Genomic DNA, 16,076 nt, shown 5'->3' with positions numbered 1-16,076 from the left:
CGCCGCACCCATGTCGTGGCTCCACCATCACGCTCAGGCCTACCCCACAGGAGAGCTCCATGGTCAAGAACACGTCCGCCCGCCACAGCGTTTCCCGCGTCAAGCGCCGGGCGATCACCGCGCTCGCGGTCGGCGCCCTCGCCGGCACCGCGGCCCTGCTGCCCACCACGGCGCAGGCCTCCGGCACCCTGATCGGCGACGACGTGTCCTCCCACCAGGGCAATGTCAACTGGTCCGCCACCAAGTCCGCGGGCGCGTCGTTCTCGTACTCGAAGGCGACCGAGGGCACGTACTACACCAACCCCTACTTCGCCCAGCAGTACAACGGCGCCTACAACGCCGGCCTGATCCGCGGCGCGTACCACTTCGCCACCCCGAACACCACCGGCGGCGCCACCCAGGCCGACTACTTCGTCGCCCACGGCGGCGGCTGGTCGGCCGACGGCAAGACCCTGCCGGGCGCGCTGGACATCGAGTACAACCCCTACGGCGCCGAGTGCTACGGGCTGAGCCAGTCCAGCATGCGCAGCTGGATCGCCTCGTTCATCAACGAGTACCACGCCAAGACCGGCCGCTGGGCGGTCATCTACACCACCCTCGACTGGTGGTCGACCTGCACCGGCAACTACAGCGGCTTCGCCGGCAACGACCCGCTGTGGATCGCCAAGTACTCCAGCACCCCCGGCACGCTGCCGGCCGGCTGGAGCTTCTACACCTTCTGGCAGTACGCCGACTCCGGCTCCATGGCCGGCGACCAGGACCGCTTCAACGGCGACGCCAGCCGGCTGTCGGCGCTGGCCCTCGGCTAGGGCGAAGGAGAACCCTGATGCTCCTCGCATCCGGATCCCGGACCGCGCACCGGTCGCGCCGCGCGGCCGTGCTGGCGTCGGCGCTCACGACCGCGTCCGCGGTGCTGCTTCCGGCCGCGCACGGCTCGGCGTCGACGGTCGCCCCCACGGGCACCGCGGCGCCGGCCGCCAGCGCGGCCGCGCACGGCAACCCGCACCCCGGCTGGGCCCGAACCGTCTCCGGCCAGCTGGTCCGTGTCTCCCCCGGCCACGACACCACCCCGGTGCACCCGACGCCCGCGACGCACCCGGAGTCGGACTGGATGGGCTCGACCGTCGCGGCGCACGAACCGGCGGCCGCCGACACGCCGGCCCTGGCCCCGGCCTCGGTGCCCCAGCTCCCGGGCATCGACGTCAGCGCCTACCAGGGCAATTTGGACTGGGCCAGCATCGCCCCCTACATCGACTTCTCCTACGCGAAGGCGAGCGAGGGCAATTACTACACCAACCCGGACTTCTACAACCAGTACGTCGGGCCCTACGACCAGGGCCTGATCCGGGGTGCCTACCACTTCGCGACGCCCAACGACACCGGCGGCGCGACCCAGGCCGACTACTTCGTCAACCACGGCGGCGGCTGGTCCAGCGACGGCCTGACCCTCCCGGGCATGCTCGACATCGAGTACAACCCGTACGGGTCGGAGTGCTACGGCCTGAGCCGCTCCCAGATGACCAGCTGGATCTGGTCCTTCGTGAACGAGTACGCCTACCGCACGGGCGTCTACCCGGTGATCTACACGACCACCGACTGGTGGAACACCTGCACCAGCGAGGACCCCGGCTTCGCGAACTACGACCCGCTGTGGATCGCGAACTACGTCGCCTCCGGCGGCGGCCCGCTGCCCAACGGCTGGAGCTTCTACACCTTCTGGCAGTACGCCGACCACGGCTCGCAGCCCGGGGACCAGGACGTCTTCAACGGTCCCTACACACAACTCCAGGTCCTCGCCACCCGCGGCTGAGCACCTGACCGGCCCTCCGCGCGTCCCCGCCTCCACCCCCCGGAGGCGGGGACGCCGCCGTTTACGAAGTCCTTACGAAGCGTGCTCGGCGATCTCCGCCGGCGACCGGCGCGGCTACGGTTCGAGAAGCGGGTGCACCGCCGAGGACGACCATGAGGAGACGCCGTGGGCCATGACAGCAGCCTGCCTCCCGACGGCGAACTCGCCGCCCGGCTGCGAGGCGGCGACGAGGCCGCGTTCCGGCTGGTGCTGGACGCGTGGTCCCCGTCGATGCTCCGGCTGGCGCGCTCCTTCGTGGCGACCGCGCACTCCGCCGAGGAGGTCGTGCAGGAGGCGTGGCTCGGCGTGATCCAGGGGGTCGGCCGGTTCGAGGGCCGTTCGTCGCTGAAGACCTGGGTGTTCCGCATCTTGGTCAACACCGCCAGGAACCGCGGGGCGAAAGAGAGCCGCACCCTGCCGTTCAGCAGCCTGCTACCGGAGGACGAAGGCCCCACGGTGGACCCGTCTCGGTTCCGGCCCGGCTCGGACCCATATCCCGGGCACTGGAATCCCGGGCAGAAGCCGCAGCCCTGGATGCTCCCTGAGACGGCGATGCTGCGGGCCGAGGCGCGCCGCGTCGTCGGCGCCGCGCTGGCCGCCCTGCCGGACCGGCACCGGATCGTGGTGACACTGCGCGATGTCGAGGGTTACAGCTCCGAGGAGGTCTGCGCGATGCTGGGCATCTCGGCGGGCAACCAGCGGGTCATCCTGCATCGCGGGCGGGCGGCCGTGCGGGCCCGGTTGGAAGAGTACTTCGGCGATCCCCTTCCGGAGCGCAGTCCGGCTTTGGCCTGTCAACCGGCTTGAGAAGACAGAGCGGCGCGGTGCGGGGCTCGGGCCGCCACACCGCGCCGCCGTCCTGTCCGGCGATCGCCTACCGCGTCACCGCCGCCATCCCCGCCGAGCTCGCCGGGAGCCCGGTCGCCACGACGCCCACGGCGCCGGGCGTGCCGTCGGCGGCCAGCGCCACGGCGTCGATCCGCCCGCCCGCGTTGTCCAGGATCCACAGCGCGCGCCCGGAGACCGCGGCGTCGCCGACGTGGCCGCCCGGGGCCGCGGCGGTGGCGTCCAGCAGCCGCAGAGCGCCGTCGGCGCCGACGGCGTAGGTGGAGACGGTGCCTGATCCGGCGTTCTCGACGTAGGCGGTCCGGCCGTCGGCCCCGACGGCGACCCAGCACGCCGCCGTCTGCCCGTCGGGCAGCGCGGCGGTGGTGGTGCGCAGCGCGCCGTGCCGCACCTGGTAGGCACTGGCCGAGCTGGCGCCGGCCCCGCCGCCCACGTTCGACACCACCGCCGTGCCGCCGCGCCCGAAGGCGAACCCGAACGGCGTCCGGCCGGCCGACGCGCTCTTCGCCGCCGGACCCGGCGCACCGAAGTAGTCGAGCGCGAACACGTCGATCGTGCTGGAGCCCTTCTCGGTCACCACCAACGCGCCGCCGTCCGGCGTCACGGCGACCTCGGCCGCGCCGGCGGTGCCCGCCGACAACGGCTGCCGGCCGATCCGGTACAGGTCGCCGCCGAACCGCCAGAACGCGGTGACGCTGTCGGCTCCCAGAACGTAGACGCGGTCGCCGGACGCCGCGACGCTGACCGGCGTGCTGCCCGTGGCGGTGGCGCCCAGCAGGTGCAGCGCCCCGGACGGCCCGACGGAGAAGGCCGAGACGGTGTCGGATCCCGCGTTGACGGCGTAGAGCGTGCGGCCGCCGTCGGCGACGGTCACCGCGCCCTGCGATCCCAGCCCGCCGCCGTTGCCCGCGCCGCCGGTCGGATAACGCCCGACGAGCGCCCCGTCGCCGTGGTAGGCGACGATCTCGTTGCCCGCGGCGGCGTTGGTCTCCACATAGACGGTGGTGCGGGACGCGCCCGACGCGCCCGGCCCCTGGTGGTCCGCCGCCTGCGCCGGTACCGCCACGGCCACCGCGCTCAGTGCCCCGGCCGCCACGGCGGCCCGGGACAACGCGTTCTTGGTGTTCACTGCGATTCCCTCCGAAGAAGTGCTCGGGTCCTTGACGGAGGGGCAGTGTCGGCGAAGTGCCCAGGCGTTACAGACGATCTGAACGAGGTGTGGTCCGGAACGCCTCGATCAGCGTGGCGCGCGCCTCACCGGACAACACGGCGTCGGAGGGTTCGCCGGGTGCTCCGAGGGAGCCGAGGGTTCCGACGGTGCGGCGGAACTGCTCCACATAGGTCTCACAACCGTCGCATTCGGTCAGATGTGCGACGAACCGCGCTTCGTCAGCCGGCGGCAGCGCGCCTTCCAGGAACACGGTGACCGATTCGACGAACTCGTCGCAGCCCATGGCTCCCGCCTTCCCTCACACTCCGGCACGGTCCATTGGATCACAAACGCGCCGCGGTGGCGGGCGCCCGGCGCGTCGGGCATGATCCTTGCGTGACCCCCGACGAGCTGCTCACCACCACCCGCACCGTCCGCAAGCGCCTCGACCTGGACCGGGAGGTGCCGCGCACGGTCATCGAGGACTGCGTCCGGATCGCGCTGCAGGCCCCCAGCGGCTCCAACCGCCAGGCCTGGCAGTGGGTCGTGGTCACCGACCCGGAGCAGCGGGCGGCGATCGGCGCGGTGTACCGGAAGTCCTGCGAGACGTACCTGGAGTCTCAGGGCGCTGCCGGCAGGCTCTTCTCCGAGGACCCGGAGCGCAACCGGGTGCAGAAGCGGGTGCACGACAGCGTGGCGTACCTCGCCGACCGGATGGGCGACGTCCCGGTGCTGGTGCTGCCCTGCCTGCGGGTGGCCTCCGGCCGCCTGCCGTCCGGGAACCAGGCGGGGATGTGGGGCTCGATCCTGCCGGCGGCGTGGAGCTACTGCCTGGCGGCGCGCGCCCGCGGGCTCGGCACCGCCTGGACGACGCTGCACCTGGCCTACGAGGAAGAGGTCGCCGCGATCCTGGGCCTGCCCGACGACGTGTTCCAGACGGTGCTGATCCCGACCGCCTACTACACCGGCGACACCTTCAAGCCGGCGCCGCGGCAGCCGGTGTCAGAGGTCTTGCATTGGGACCGGTGGTAGGCGGCCGGGATCGGAGGTCCGGCACCGGCTTCGGTCAGCCGCGGAGCGTGGCCTGGACCGGGCCGTTGAACGGGGCGAGGGACAGGACCGTCTTCGGCGCGCGCAGTCCTTCGTCGTCCGCGTAGACCTTGCGCACCGCGTCGAAGGGCACCTCGCCCGCGGTCAGCTCGGCGGGCATGTCGAACAGCGCCCGGGTGTCCTCGGCGAAGTCCTCGTCGCTGTCGGCCCCGGCGCCCCAGACGTCCCACAGCAGCGTCTCGACCTTGTTGAGCGCCGCCATGTCCAGACGCACGCTCCCGGCCACGAACCAGGCCCCGACCAGCGGCCGCACGCTGTCCTGGTGCCCGTAGGCGTCCGGGTCCGCCCCGCCGGAGCGGATGGCCCGCCAGGCGGCTCCCGCGACGAGGAAGCGGTCCCGGGGCACGTCCATCGGGTCGAAGTCGACGCCGTGCGCGGCGGCGACCGCCGGATCGGCGAGCTGCGCGTCGGCGAGCAGCCAGCCGCGCTCGGCGTCCCAGTACTCGGTGACGACGTGGTCGCCGTGAAGCGGCCCGAAGTAGTCGGCGAAGCCGATCCGCACCCGGGCCGGGATCCCCGCGTGGCGCAGCATCGAGCAGTGCAGCAGCGAGAAGTCGCGGCAGACGCCGACGAAGCGGTCGCCGGGCCGCCGCGGACGGGTCAGCGGGGCGTCGTCACGGCCGACGATGAGACGCAGGATGTCGTCGGCGTACCGGGTCTCGGCATCGTCGCGGAGGCGGTCCTCGGCGATGGCGTGCCCGAACAGGCCGCCCTCGGCACGGTGGACGAGCAGGCCGCGGACGGCGCGCGCCAGCGCGGCCGGGTCGGCCGGCCCGGCGGACAGGTCGGCTTCGTAGCGGTCGGCGAGCGCGCCGGGATCGGAGAACGAGCTCTGGGCGCGGTAGTAGGCCGACTCTTCGGGCGAAAGCTGGAACGTGGGCATGCGGACCCTCCCCGTGGACGATGGGCACCGGACGCCGGCGGGCTGCCGGGCCGACGGCGTCCACGCTGCCAAAATTCGGCGGCGAATATCAACATTTCGGCTGCTTCAGGACCCTGACACCACTGCGACGCGAACCGCCGACCGGCCCCGAGGCCGGTCGGCGGTTCGCGTTTCAGCTCCGAATCGTTCAGCCCTCGTCCGGCCCCCGCCGCCGCTCCTGCCTCCGCAGGTACCGCTCGAACTCCCTCGCGATCGCCTCTCCACTGGCCTCGGGCAGGTCCGCGGCGTCCTCGTTGTCGCGCTGCTCCTCCAGTGTGCGCACGTACTCGCCGACCTCGGCGTCGTTCTCGGCCAGCTCGTCGACGCCGGCCTCCCAGGCCTGGGCCTCCTCGGCCAGGCGCTTGGTGGGCACCGACAGATCCAGCACGTCCTCCAGCCGCCGCAGCAGCGCCAGCGTCGCCTTCGGCACCGGCGGGTGCGCCACGTAGTGCGGCACCGCGGCCCAGAACGACATCAGCGGGATGCCCGCGTAGCGGCACGCCTCCTGGAAGACTCCGGTGATGCCCACCGGTCCCTCGTAGGTGGGCGGCTCCACGTCGAACAGCGCCTGGTACGCCTCGTCGGCGCTGGTGCCGGTCACCGGCGTGGGGCGGGAGTGCGGCACATCGGCCAGATACGCCCCGAGCGTGACGATCTGCCCCACGCCCAGGTCCCGCGCCAGGCCCAGGATCTCCTCGCAGAACGACCGCCACCGCATGTTCGGCTCGACACCGTGCACCAGGACCAGGTCCCGGGGCTCCTCGTGCGCGTCCCCGGGCAGCAGCCGGGTGGGCGCCCGCACGATCGAGAACCGCGTGGTCGGCCAGATCACCTGCCGCACGTCGTCCACCGCGGCCAGCACCGGCCGGTGCACCTGGTAGTCGTAGTAGTCCTCACCGTCCAGCGCCGCGAACACCCGCCCGCCGCCCGCATAGGCCTCGGCCAGGTGTTTCACCGCGTTGGAAGCCGCCTCCCCCGCGTCGTTCCACCCCTCGAACGCCGCCACCATCACCGGGTCGGCGAGCTCCGGGATCCCGTCCAGCTCGATCACAGACCAGCCCCCTCGTCCTCGACCAACACCCCTCGGACGCCCGCCCCGCCGACGCCCCGAACCCCTTCCGGGCTGATGTCGTATCTGGTCATGGCCCTCCCCCGGCAGCCGGAGCCCCACCCCGAAGCAGGCTCTTCGCGGACCGTTCTGAAATCGCAGTGCACATCCCCAGCCTACTTCCCGCCCGTGAGATGCGGTCGGTCGAGGGCGCAGGCACCGGAAGGGGAGGCCCCGGGCGGCCCCGGGGGCGGTCCCGGGCGCCGCGCGCCGACGGGGGTGAATAAGGGTTCGAATATCTTTCGCCCCGAGGAGCGGGGTAGGTGATATCCCGCGCCTGTTCGCCGCGGGGAACCGCCCTGACGGCGGCCGAGCGCGGTTCGGACGGGCCGCCGGCGTAAGGGGCTCCTTGCTTACCTCGAACCTTTGACGCACACTCGCCGTTGAGACGACGCAGGACTCTGCGCCTGCGGATCCGGAGCGCGGCCACGCCCGGTACGTGCCGCACCGCAACGACGCGGTGTGCCGAGAGCCGATCCAGGAGCGCACCAGTGGCCGTCCCGAGAATCCTGTTCGCCGTCCCCCTGCTGGTCCTCGGCGCCGCCGCGCCGGCACTGGCGCACCCGGCGGCCGCGCCGGCGGGCCGTGCGAACCTCGTGGGGATGCGCCAGGAGTCGTTCAGCCGGGACACCGTGACGCTGCACGTCGGCGACACCCTGGAGCTGTTCAACGACTCCGACTTCCTGCACGTCGTCGCCCCGGGCCGGGACGCCCGGGTCGCCGACCAGGCCGGCGAGCCGCGCTTCGGGGCACGGGACGTGGTCAGCGTGCCGCGCGGCACCGCCTACCAGACCATGACCTGGGGTGCGCCCGGCACTTACCACGTGACCTGCACGCTGCATCCCGAGATGAACCTGACGGTGGTCGTGCTGCCGTCTTCCTGACCCCCGGCCCGGCGTGGCCGCGCCGGACCGGGAGACCCGCCGCTTCGAGACACCGGGAGGAGGTCAGCAGATGAAGTCCCTCAAGTGCTCCTTCAAGCACGCACGGTACGCGATGGGCTCGCTCACGGGCGTGCTCTTCGCCGCCTGCGGCGGTGGCTCCTGATGATCGGCGCCGCCTGAGCCCGGGCGGCTGACCCGGGCCCGGGCGGTCAGGAGAGGCGGGGCGCCGGGCCGGCGGACACTGACGGCCCGGCGCCCCGCACCACCCACCGTCGCTGCTCCTTGATCGAGAGGCCCGCAGGTGTTCCAGACCGGTATCCGACAGTTCCGCATGGCGATGGCCATGGTGTCCGGGCGCCGCATCCGGCCGGAGGTGATCGAGAAGCTGATCGCCGACGCCGCCGCGACGCTCGCCGAGTTCGGTGCGCCAGGCGACGACGTCCGGGAACTGCTGGAGGGCCCGTTCGCCGACCCCGAGGCGCGGGAGCACTTCCAGACCCAGGGCGTCCGGCGGACGCTGCGCCGGCTCGACCGGCACTCCCCGTTCTACCGGCGGCGCCTGGCCGAGGCCGAGGTCTCAGCGCTCGACATCAAGGGCTTCGAGCCGGCGTCCCTGCACCGGATCCCGGTCACCACCAAGGACGAGCTGGTGCGGTACGCCCGCGAGTTCGTCTGCGACGACGTGCGGCCGCACCTGTCCACCCGCACCACCGGCACCACCGGCAAGCCGGTCGAGATCTGGCTGTCGGTCTACGAGGCGCGGCTGTGGCCGGCGCTGGCGGCCCTGGCCGGCCTGCTGCGGCACGAGATCAGCCCGGACGACCTGCTCCAGGTGAACCTCAGCTCCCGCGCGACCGCCGCGGTCCAGCACGACATCGAGGTCTGCCGCCTCGTCGGGGCCCGGACCCGAGTGCTCGGCCTGGTGCCGGCCGGCCAGAGCCTGGACGCGCTGCTGGAGGGCGCCACCATCCTCGGGACGTATCCCAGCTACCTGGCCGGACTGCTCACCGAGGCCCGGGCCCGGGGCCTGTCCGCCCGGGACTTCACGCTGCGGCGCATCGACGTGGCCGGCGAGCTGCTGTCGGCGGCCGTGGCCGACGGCGCGCGCGAGACGTTCGGCGCCGAGGTCACCGACACCTTCGCGATGACCGAGGTGCTGCCGCTGTCCGGGCGCAGCTGCGAACGCGGCCATCTGCACCCCGACCTGAACGTCGGCCTGGTCGAGGTGGTGCGGCTGGACGAGGACGCCCCGGCCGCCCCCGGCGAGCTCGGGCGCATGGTGGTCACGCCCTACTTCCCCTACCGGGACTGCATGCCGCTGCTCCGGTACGACACCGGGGACCTGGTGCGGCGCCTGCCCGAGGACACCCCGCGGTGCAGCCTGGCCGGCATCCCCGGGGTGTCGGCGATCCAGGGCAAGGCCTCGCTGCTGGTCCGCACCGCCGACGGCCCGGTCACCACGCGGGACGTCCTGGAGGTGATCGAGGGCCTGCCGACCCGCCCCTGGCCGGCCCGGTTCCGCGCCTGGGCCGGCGACGACGGCCGGCTGCGGGTCTGCGTCCCCCGGTCGGTCCTCGACGACCTCGGCTCCGACACGGCCGGACTGGCCGAGGAGTTCGCGGAGCGGGGCATCGACTGCGCCGTCGAGATCGCCGCCCCGGACGCGACGCCGCGCGCGGTCCGCGCGGACCTCACCGAGACCACGTTCCCCGGCGCGGAGGCGCCGGCCCGCCCTCTGGAGCCGCACCATGTCTGACCTGCTCGTCCGCCAGAGCATGCTGCAGCTCGCCGTCACGATCTGCGCCTCGCTCGGCGTCACCGCCGCCGCGGTCGCCTACCTGCGCCGCTACCGGCTGGAGCGGCCGGCGATCGGCACGTTCGACCTCCGGGACGTCACGATCCTGATGACGTTCATCGTCGTGCTCCCGCTGTTCTACCTGAGCCTGCCGTACTGGGTCCTGACCCCGTTCCTGGTCCTGACCTTCGGCGGCGCGCTGTCGATCGGCCTGCGGCCGGTGCTGCCGCGCGGCGCCGCGTGGACCGTGATCGGCGTCCTGCTCGGCGCGAACCTGTGGGTGGCGCGCACGATGCTCGGCACCCAGACCGGATGGCAGCTGTACTGGGTGTGCGTCGGCCTGGTGGTGTTCGGCGCCGCGGTGTGCGTGTCGAACCTGTACGTCCAGGGCGGCATGCGCCTGCGGCACGCCGCCTGGTTCACCCTCGCGCTGGCGGTCTACGACTTCACGTTCAGCACCGTGCTGCCGCTGACGCCCAAACTCGCCGACCGGTTCCAGGGCCACCCGCTCAACGCCGCGATCGGGATGCGGTGGGACGTGTTCAACGCGGCGATCGGGGTCGGCGACCTGCTGGCGTTCGCCGTGTACGCGGCCGCCGCCTACAAGGCGTACGGCGCCAGAGCGATGCGCCTGGTGTTCCCCCTGGTGGTGGTCTTCGGCGCCGCCGCACCGAGCCTGACGCCCCTGGTCCTGCACACGTTCACCCGGGGCAGCCTGAACATCGTGGTGCCGGTGCAGTCGTGGTTCGGCCCGCCGGCCTTCCTGCTCTACCGGTGGATGCGCGCGCACTACGGTCCCGAGCGCACCACCGCGCAGTTCCGGGCGGACCTGGACGCCGAGCAGGTCGTGCGCGGGCTTCCGCACAGTCAGCCGGTGCCGGTGAACAACTGAGGAAGCCGGATACGACGAACGTCCTTCTCGGCGCTCGGTGCCGCGGAGCGCCGAGAAGGACGTTCAGGCGGCTCAGCTCGCTGTCACCGCGGGCCTCAGAATCACCGGCAGCCGCTGATGCCCGTTGGAGATCAGCGACTCCACCGGCACCAGCTCCGCCTCCGGCGCGAACGCCAGATCCGGGAAGCGGGTGAACAGCATGCGCAGCACCGTCTCCGCCTCCATCCGCGCGAGCTGTGCGCCGAGGCAGAAGTGGACGCCGTGGCCGAAGGCGAGGTGGTCCTTCAGGGAGCGGGTGATGTCGAAGACATCGGCGCTCGTGCCGTGCAGGTCGGGGTGGCGGCCGACGGCGGCGTAGGAGGCGAGGATGGCGTCGCCCTGGTGGATGGTCACCCCGCCGGGCAGCTCGATGTCCTCGACCGCGTAGCGCAGAGGAAGGTGGGCCACAGGCGACTCGAAGCGGAGGGTCTCCTCGACGACGTCCAGCCACTGGGCCTTGCCCTCGTCGAGCTTGGCGCGCTCTTCGGGGTGGGTCAGCAGCAGGGTGACGCCCTGGTCGATCAGGTTCACGGTGGTCTCGTAGCCCGCGGAGATGACCAGCAGCAGGGTGTCGAGCAGCTCCTGCTCGGTGAGGGCCGACCCGTCGCCCTCGTCGTCCTGGTCGTCGCGGGTGGCGATGAGCAGGGAGGTCATGTCGTCGCCGGGGTTCTCGCGCTTCTCGGCGACGAGGCCGGCCAGGACCTCGTAGAGCCGCACGGCGTTGGCGCCGGCCTCCTCCGGGGACAGGGTGGTGTCGAACACGGCGTCCACCAGGCCGCGGAAGTCCTGCTGGGCGGCCGGCGACAAGCCCATCAGGGAGCTGATGACCTGGATCGGCAGGGGGACGGCGAGGTGCTCGCGCAGATCGACGCTCTCGCCGGGCGGGGTGGCCGCCACGGCGTCGAGCAGGGCTTCGGTCATCTCCTCGATCCGGGGCGCCAGGGCGGCGACCCGGCGGGCGGCGAAGGCCGGGCTGACCAGGCGGCGCAGCCTGCGGTGGTCGGAGCCGTAGGCGGTGAACATGTTGCTCACGCCGACCCACAGGGCCAGCGGCCACTTGCCGACGATCTCGTCGGGGAACTTCGGCCAGTGCTGCGCGGCGTCCTTGGACACGCGCGGGTCGATCAGGAGCGCCTTGAGGACGCCGGGATCGGCGACCGCCCACACCTGCTGGCCCAGCAGGTCGACGCGCGCCGCGGGGCCGTGCGTGCGCAGGTATTCGCTCTCCGTGTGGCGGTTCGCACCGGTCGGATCAAGAGTGAGCACGTGCTGGTCCATACGGGAGCCTTCCATCGCGGACGAGTACTAAGAACGTGTACCAAATACGTGGACGAACTACGAGGGCGGACAACTACTGCCAACGAGGAGCACGGTCGGCGGGTTCAGCGTGATCGACAGGTTCAACGGGTTCAGCGGGTACGGCGGCTGCGGCGGCTTCAGCGCGGCGAGCCGGGCACGATCACCGGCAGCGCGGCCAGTCCCCGGGCGAACGGCCCGGGCCGCCAGACCAGCTCGTCGGCGGGCACCGCGAGCTCCATCTCGGGCAGCGCGTCGAGGATCTGGTCGACGGCGGCCTGCGCGATCAGGTACGCGGCCGACTGCGCCGGGCAGGCGTGCGGACCGGCGCTCCACGCGAGATGGGCCCGGTTGCCGGCGCGCTGGTCGGAGGCGATCGCCGGATCGTTGTTGCACGCCGACATGCTGATGACGACCGGCTGGTCCGCGGGCAGCCAGACCCCGTCGATCTGCACCGGGTACGGCGGATAGGAGATGGCGTAGTTGGCCATCGGCGGGTCCTGATACAGGACCTCGTCCAGGGCGTCCCGCACGGTCAGGTTCCCGTCCAGGACGTCACCGGAGAAGCGCTCGTCGGTGAGGATCAGCAGCAGGGCGTTCGCGATCAGGTTCTGCTGCGGCTCGATCCCCGCGCCGTAGAGCGTGGCGAGCTGGTGCACCATCTCCGGGACGTCCAGCTCCGACTCGTGCTGCAGCAGGCGGGTGGTGACGTCGTTCGCAGGGTGCTGTTTCTTCAGGAGGACCAGTTCGGCCAGCGCCTCGGCGAGCATCGCGTTGCCGGCCTCGGCGTCGACGCCCTCGAAGATCTTGGCCATCCCGGTCGCGACCCGCTGCCCGATCTCCGGCGGGCACCCCAGCAGCGTGTTGAGGACCTGGAACGCGAGCGGGTACGCGTACTGCGTGATCAGGTCCGCCTCGCCGGCCCGGGACAGGTCGTCGATCAGGCCGATCGCGACGTCCTGGACCACGGCGCGCAGGCCGTGCAGGTCGACGCCGCCGAGACTGTGGACGTTCGCCTTGCGGTAGCGGGCGTGCTCGACGCCGGAGCTGCGCAGCGCGTTCGGCCGCCACTCCATCATCGGCTTGACGGGGCAGGTGTCGGCGACGCCCTTCTCCCACCGGCGGGGGTCGGCGGGGAAGCGCTCCTGGTCGTGCAGGATCCTCAGGGCGGTGTGGTAGCCGATCACGAGCGTGGCGGGCACGTCCGGGTGCAGCAGGACCGGGACCAGCGATCCGTGCCGGCGTCGCATCTCCGCGTACGCGCCGTGCGGGTCGGCGGCGAACTCCGGGGTGTACATGGGGACGCGCGAGAGCTCGGGGGTGGCGTCGGCGGCTGCCTCGGTGGTCACGCGAGCAGATCCCTTCGGCTGGTGAGGTGTTCGACGAGCACGATCAGCGCCTTGGCGGACGAGGACTGGTCGCGGGCGTCGCAGACGGTCAGGGGGGTGGTCGGGGCGAGGTCCAGCGCCTCGCGGATCTCCTCCGGCGGGTAGCGGCGCGCGCCTTCGAACTCGTTGACGGCCACCGTGTAGGGCAGCCCCCGCTTCTCGACCGCGCTGAGGATCTCGTCGGAGTGGTCCAGGCGCCGGGTGTCGACGAGCACCAGCGCGCCCAGCGCGCCGCGCGCCAGCTCGTCCCACATCGGCAGGAACCGGTGCTGGCCCGGGGTGCCGAACAGGTACAGCGCCACGCCCCCGAAGGTCCGGCGCCCGAAGTCCATGGCCACCGTCGTCGAGGTCTTCGCGGGCAGCCCCGCCAGGTCGTCGACGCCGACGCTGGCCTCGGTGATCGTCTCCTCGGTCCGCAGCGGCTTGATCTCCGAGACGCTGCCGACGAAGGTGGTCTTGCCCACGCCGAAGGGGCCGGCGACGAGGAGCTTCACCGATCTGGTGACGGTGCCGGGCAGATAGGCGACCTCAGACGAGTTGGCGGAGCCCACGGAGCACCTCTTTCAGCACGTCGATATCGGGGACGTCAGCATTCTGGGCGGGGACGGCGAGGTGTCCGGAGTCCATCAGCGCGGACGCCAGGATCATCACGACCGACGGCGGCAGGTCCAGGTGGGCGGCGATCTCGGCGACCGACAGGGCGCCGTTGCGGCTGCACACGCCCAGCACCCGGCGCTGTTCGGGGGCCAGGCCCTGGGCCGGCGCGTCCTGCGCCACCAGCAGGGTCACCAGCCCCAGCTCCCGGGTGGGGCGCACGACGCCGCCGGTCATGACGTACGCGCGCACCAGGCCGGGATCGCGCCGCGGCCGGCTCATGGCCGGCGGGTCTCGCTGGTGAGCTCGTTGCCGAGGCGCGAGGCGAGGTCGTTCATCCGGTGGACGATCAGCCCCGCGTCCGCCGTGGGCTCGGCGCACACTCCCAGCATCGCGTTCTGGCCCGCGGCGGTCACCAGCACCAGCGCCTGGTCGTACTCGATCAGGTTCTGGCGCAGCCGGTTGTCTCCGTCTCCGCACAGCGCGGCCAGGGCCTTGCCCAGCGACTGGACCCCGCTGACGGCGGCGGCGAACGCGTCGGCCTCGTCACGGGTGATCGACTCGGAGTGCGCCATGCGCAGTCCGTCCCCGGAGATGAGGACGGAGTAGCGCACCCCTTCGATGTCCAGGCTGCTGAGCATCCAGGTCAGCTTGTTGTTCGCGTCAGCCGGCGGGGCGGTGGTGCTCACGGCTATCGGGTCCCTTCTGCGTCTGCGGGGTCGGCGGGCGTGGCCGCGCGTTCGGCACTGTGGGCACCGCTCTGCCACGCCGCCGCGACGCTGGCCCGCGGGGGCGTGGTGCTCAACACCGGCGGGAGGGGCTGCGTGTCGGCGGTGGCGCTGTGGCGCTTGCGGCGCGGCAGGCCGGTGCCGGTCACCTCGACGGGTTCGGCGGGCGCGGGCTCGGCCGCCGGGCCGGGCTCGGCCTCGACCTCCGCGGTGAGCAACGCCTCGGGGATGAACAGCGCCGCCCGTGTCCCGCCGAAGGGACTGCCCGACCCGTCCACGGACGCCTGGAATCCGTAGCGCCGGCTGAGCGCGGCCACCGTCGGGAACCCGATCTTCGGATGCGGGCCGAGCCGGTGCAGGTCGACCGGCTCCTGGCCGGACAGGATCCGCCGCGCGGCGTCCAGCTGCTCGCTGTTCATGCCCACGCCGGCGTCGTCGACGATGATCGTCACGCCGTGGTGGCCCTCCTGGAACGTGACGTCGACGAAGGACCCGGGCGGCGAGTAGCGGGCGGCGTTGTCCAACAGGGTGGCGACCGCGTGCACGGCGGGCTCGACGGCCTGGCCGACCACCTGCCGGCCGAGTTCCCGCGGCCGGATCCGCTGGTAGTCCTGGATGCGCCCCATCGCGCCGCGCACCACGTCGGTCATCGACTGGGCCGGCCACCGCCGCCCGGGCAGACCGCCGCACACGACGACGTAGGACTGGGCCTGACGGATCATCTGCTGGACGGTGTGGTCGATGAGGGTGAGCGTCTCGAAGGTCTCGTCGCCGCGATGGCGCCGCATGCCCTCCGTGACGACCTTGCTCAGGTTCGCGCCGAGGCTGACGACGGTCTCGGCGAAGGACCGCACGGCCGACTCGGTGGTCTGATGCGCCTCCCCCTCCACGCGCTTCCGCACGGCTTCGGCCGCCTCGAGCTGGAGCCCGCGGAGGCCGGCGGTGTAACGCTGCGCAAGAACGTTCACGTTCCGGGCGAAGAGCGTCCCCCCGAGCGACGGCGCCACGGCGAGAGCCGGAACCGGCGCGGGCGCGTCGCCGACCGTGTCGGACGCCGCCGGAAGGCCGACCGCCACCAGCTGCGCCACCGCGGCGTCCCGGGCCGCGCAGGCTTCCTCCAACCCGGCGACCCGCACCCGCAGTCGCCGGGTGCCGCGGACCAGATACCCGACCACTGCGATCGCCGCGACAAGGGCGACAGCCGTGCACCACAGGGCTATATCAGGATTCATCCGTCTTCTCAATCAGGTCTACGCAGGAAGCATTTGGAGCACAGCGAGCACTCTGTCGCCGATGTGACCGCCGACGCACAGAGAGCGAACTACGGCGCCTGACACTACCGCAGAGATGCGAAAACAACAGACGGAGGAACGTTCGATATTTTGATCTAGTGAAGTCGGGCGAGTTGGCTGCTGTTGGTGTGGCTTCGCGTTCGCGCCCAAGGGCGGGGCGCGATGCCTCTGGCGGCCCTCCGG

General features: G+C 72.3%; 16 protein-coding genes and 1 pseudogene. 7 read left to right on the top strand and 10 right to left on the bottom strand.

Annotation, left to right across the window (positions count from 1 at the left end):
- Window positions 1–59 precede the first annotated feature (59 nt).
- The 3 genes from ABD466_RS31655 to ABD466_RS31645 all read left to right on the top strand — a co-directional run bounded on the left by ABD466_RS31655 (window position 60) and on the right by ABD466_RS31645 (window position 2,656).
- Entirely contained in the window at window positions 60–809 is a 750-nt protein-coding gene (locus tag ABD466_RS31655) for a lysozyme (RefSeq protein WP_344660883.1), read from the top strand.
- A gap of 17 nt (window positions 810–826) precedes the next feature.
- Complete coding sequence (locus ABD466_RS31650) at window positions 827–1,810, top strand: GH25 family lysozyme (RefSeq protein ID WP_344660882.1); 984 nt, start codon at window positions 827–829, stop codon at window positions 1,808–1,810.
- A 165-nt stretch (window positions 1,811–1,975) separates the two neighbouring features.
- The gene (locus ABD466_RS31645; protein ID WP_344660881.1) at window positions 1,976–2,656 is read left to right on the top strand and encodes an RNA polymerase sigma factor; all 681 of its coding nucleotides are present in this window, start codon (window positions 1,976–1,978) and stop codon (window positions 2,654–2,656) included.
- A gap of 67 nt (window positions 2,657–2,723) precedes the next feature.
- Here the strand turns inward: ABD466_RS31645 and ABD466_RS31640 are convergent, their stop codons facing one another.
- Complete coding sequence (locus ABD466_RS31640) at window positions 2,724–3,824, bottom strand: lactonase family protein (RefSeq protein ID WP_344660880.1); 1,101 nt, start codon at window positions 3,822–3,824, stop codon at window positions 2,724–2,726.
- 67 nt (window positions 3,825–3,891) lie between these two features.
- Window positions 3,892–4,149 (bottom strand): anti-sigma factor family protein, encoded by a 258-nt coding sequence (locus ABD466_RS31635; protein ID WP_344660879.1) that lies wholly within the window; start codon window positions 4,147–4,149, stop codon window positions 3,892–3,894.
- Between the two features lie 92 nt (window positions 4,150–4,241).
- Here ABD466_RS31635 and ABD466_RS31630 point away from each other — a divergent pair, with 92 nt between their 5' ends.
- Window positions 4,242–4,877, top strand: coding sequence for a nitroreductase family protein (locus tag ABD466_RS31630; RefSeq protein ID WP_344660878.1), 636 nt, complete (start codon window positions 4,242–4,244; stop codon window positions 4,875–4,877).
- Between the two features lie 34 nt (window positions 4,878–4,911).
- On the opposite strand, the gene ABD466_RS31625 is transcribed toward ABD466_RS31630, so the two are convergent.
- Both ABD466_RS31625 and ABD466_RS31620 read right to left on the bottom strand, forming a co-directional pair.
- Window positions 4,912–5,838: a transglutaminase family protein gene (locus ABD466_RS31625; protein WP_344660877.1), complete on the bottom strand. Its 927-nt coding sequence runs from the start codon at window positions 5,836–5,838 to the stop codon at window positions 4,912–4,914.
- 190 nt (window positions 5,839–6,028) lie between these two features.
- A pseudogene (locus ABD466_RS31620) lies at window positions 6,029–6,928 on the bottom strand (PAC2 family protein); the annotation flags it as partial.
- Window positions 6,929–7,476: 548 nt separating this feature from the next.
- Between ABD466_RS31620 and ABD466_RS31615 the strand changes: the two are divergent.
- From ABD466_RS31615 to ABD466_RS31605, 3 genes are all read left to right on the top strand, one after another.
- A complete protein-coding gene (locus ABD466_RS31615) occupies window positions 7,477–7,869 on the top strand; it encodes a cupredoxin domain-containing protein (RefSeq protein WP_344660875.1) in 393 nt (130 codons plus the stop codon).
- A 301-nt stretch (window positions 7,870–8,170) separates the two neighbouring features.
- Complete coding sequence (locus tag ABD466_RS31610) at window positions 8,171–9,625, top strand: phenylacetate--CoA ligase family protein (protein ID WP_344660874.1); 1,455 nt, start codon at window positions 8,171–8,173, stop codon at window positions 9,623–9,625.
- Window positions 9,618–10,556, top strand: a complete 939-nt coding sequence (locus tag ABD466_RS31605) for a hypothetical protein (protein ID WP_344660873.1) — start codon at window positions 9,618–9,620, stop codon at window positions 10,554–10,556. Before ABD466_RS31610 ends, ABD466_RS31605 begins: the two co-directional genes overlap by 8 nt.
- Before the next feature lie 72 nt (window positions 10,557–10,628).
- Here the strand turns inward: ABD466_RS31605 and ABD466_RS31600 are convergent, their stop codons facing one another.
- From ABD466_RS31600 to ABD466_RS31575, 6 genes are all read right to left on the bottom strand, one after another.
- The gene (locus tag ABD466_RS31600; RefSeq protein WP_344660872.1) at window positions 10,629–11,873 is read right to left on the bottom strand and encodes a cytochrome P450 family protein; all 1,245 of its coding nucleotides are present in this window, start codon (window positions 11,871–11,873) and stop codon (window positions 10,629–10,631) included.
- A 158-nt stretch (window positions 11,874–12,031) separates the two neighbouring features.
- Entirely contained in the window at window positions 12,032–13,189 is a 1,158-nt protein-coding gene (locus tag ABD466_RS31595) for a cytochrome P450 family protein (RefSeq protein ID WP_344660936.1), read from the bottom strand.
- A gap of 47 nt (window positions 13,190–13,236) precedes the next feature.
- The gene (locus tag ABD466_RS31590; RefSeq protein WP_344660871.1) at window positions 13,237–13,830 is read right to left on the bottom strand and encodes a GTP-binding protein; all 594 of its coding nucleotides are present in this window, start codon (window positions 13,828–13,830) and stop codon (window positions 13,237–13,239) included.
- A complete protein-coding gene (locus ABD466_RS31585) occupies window positions 13,808–14,155 on the bottom strand; it encodes a DUF742 domain-containing protein (RefSeq protein WP_344660870.1) in 348 nt (115 codons plus the stop codon). Before ABD466_RS31585 ends, ABD466_RS31590 begins: the two co-directional genes overlap by 23 nt.
- A complete protein-coding gene (locus ABD466_RS31580; RefSeq protein ID WP_344660869.1) occupies window positions 14,152–14,562 on the bottom strand; it encodes a roadblock/LC7 domain-containing protein in 411 nt (136 codons plus the stop codon). The genes ABD466_RS31585 and ABD466_RS31580 overlap by 4 nt, the downstream gene beginning before the upstream one ends.
- 2 nt (window positions 14,563–14,564) lie before the next feature.
- Entirely contained in the window at window positions 14,565–15,833 is a 1,269-nt protein-coding gene (locus ABD466_RS31575) for an ATP-binding protein (RefSeq protein WP_344660868.1), read from the bottom strand.
- Between the last annotated feature and the right edge of the window lie 243 nt (window positions 15,834–16,076).

Source organism: Catenulispora subtropica (assembly GCF_039531675.1).
Taxonomy (GTDB): domain Bacteria; phylum Actinomycetota; class Actinomycetes; order Streptomycetales; family Catenulisporaceae; genus Catenulispora; species Catenulispora subtropica.
This window is presented reverse-complemented; position numbering and strand designations above follow the sequence as displayed.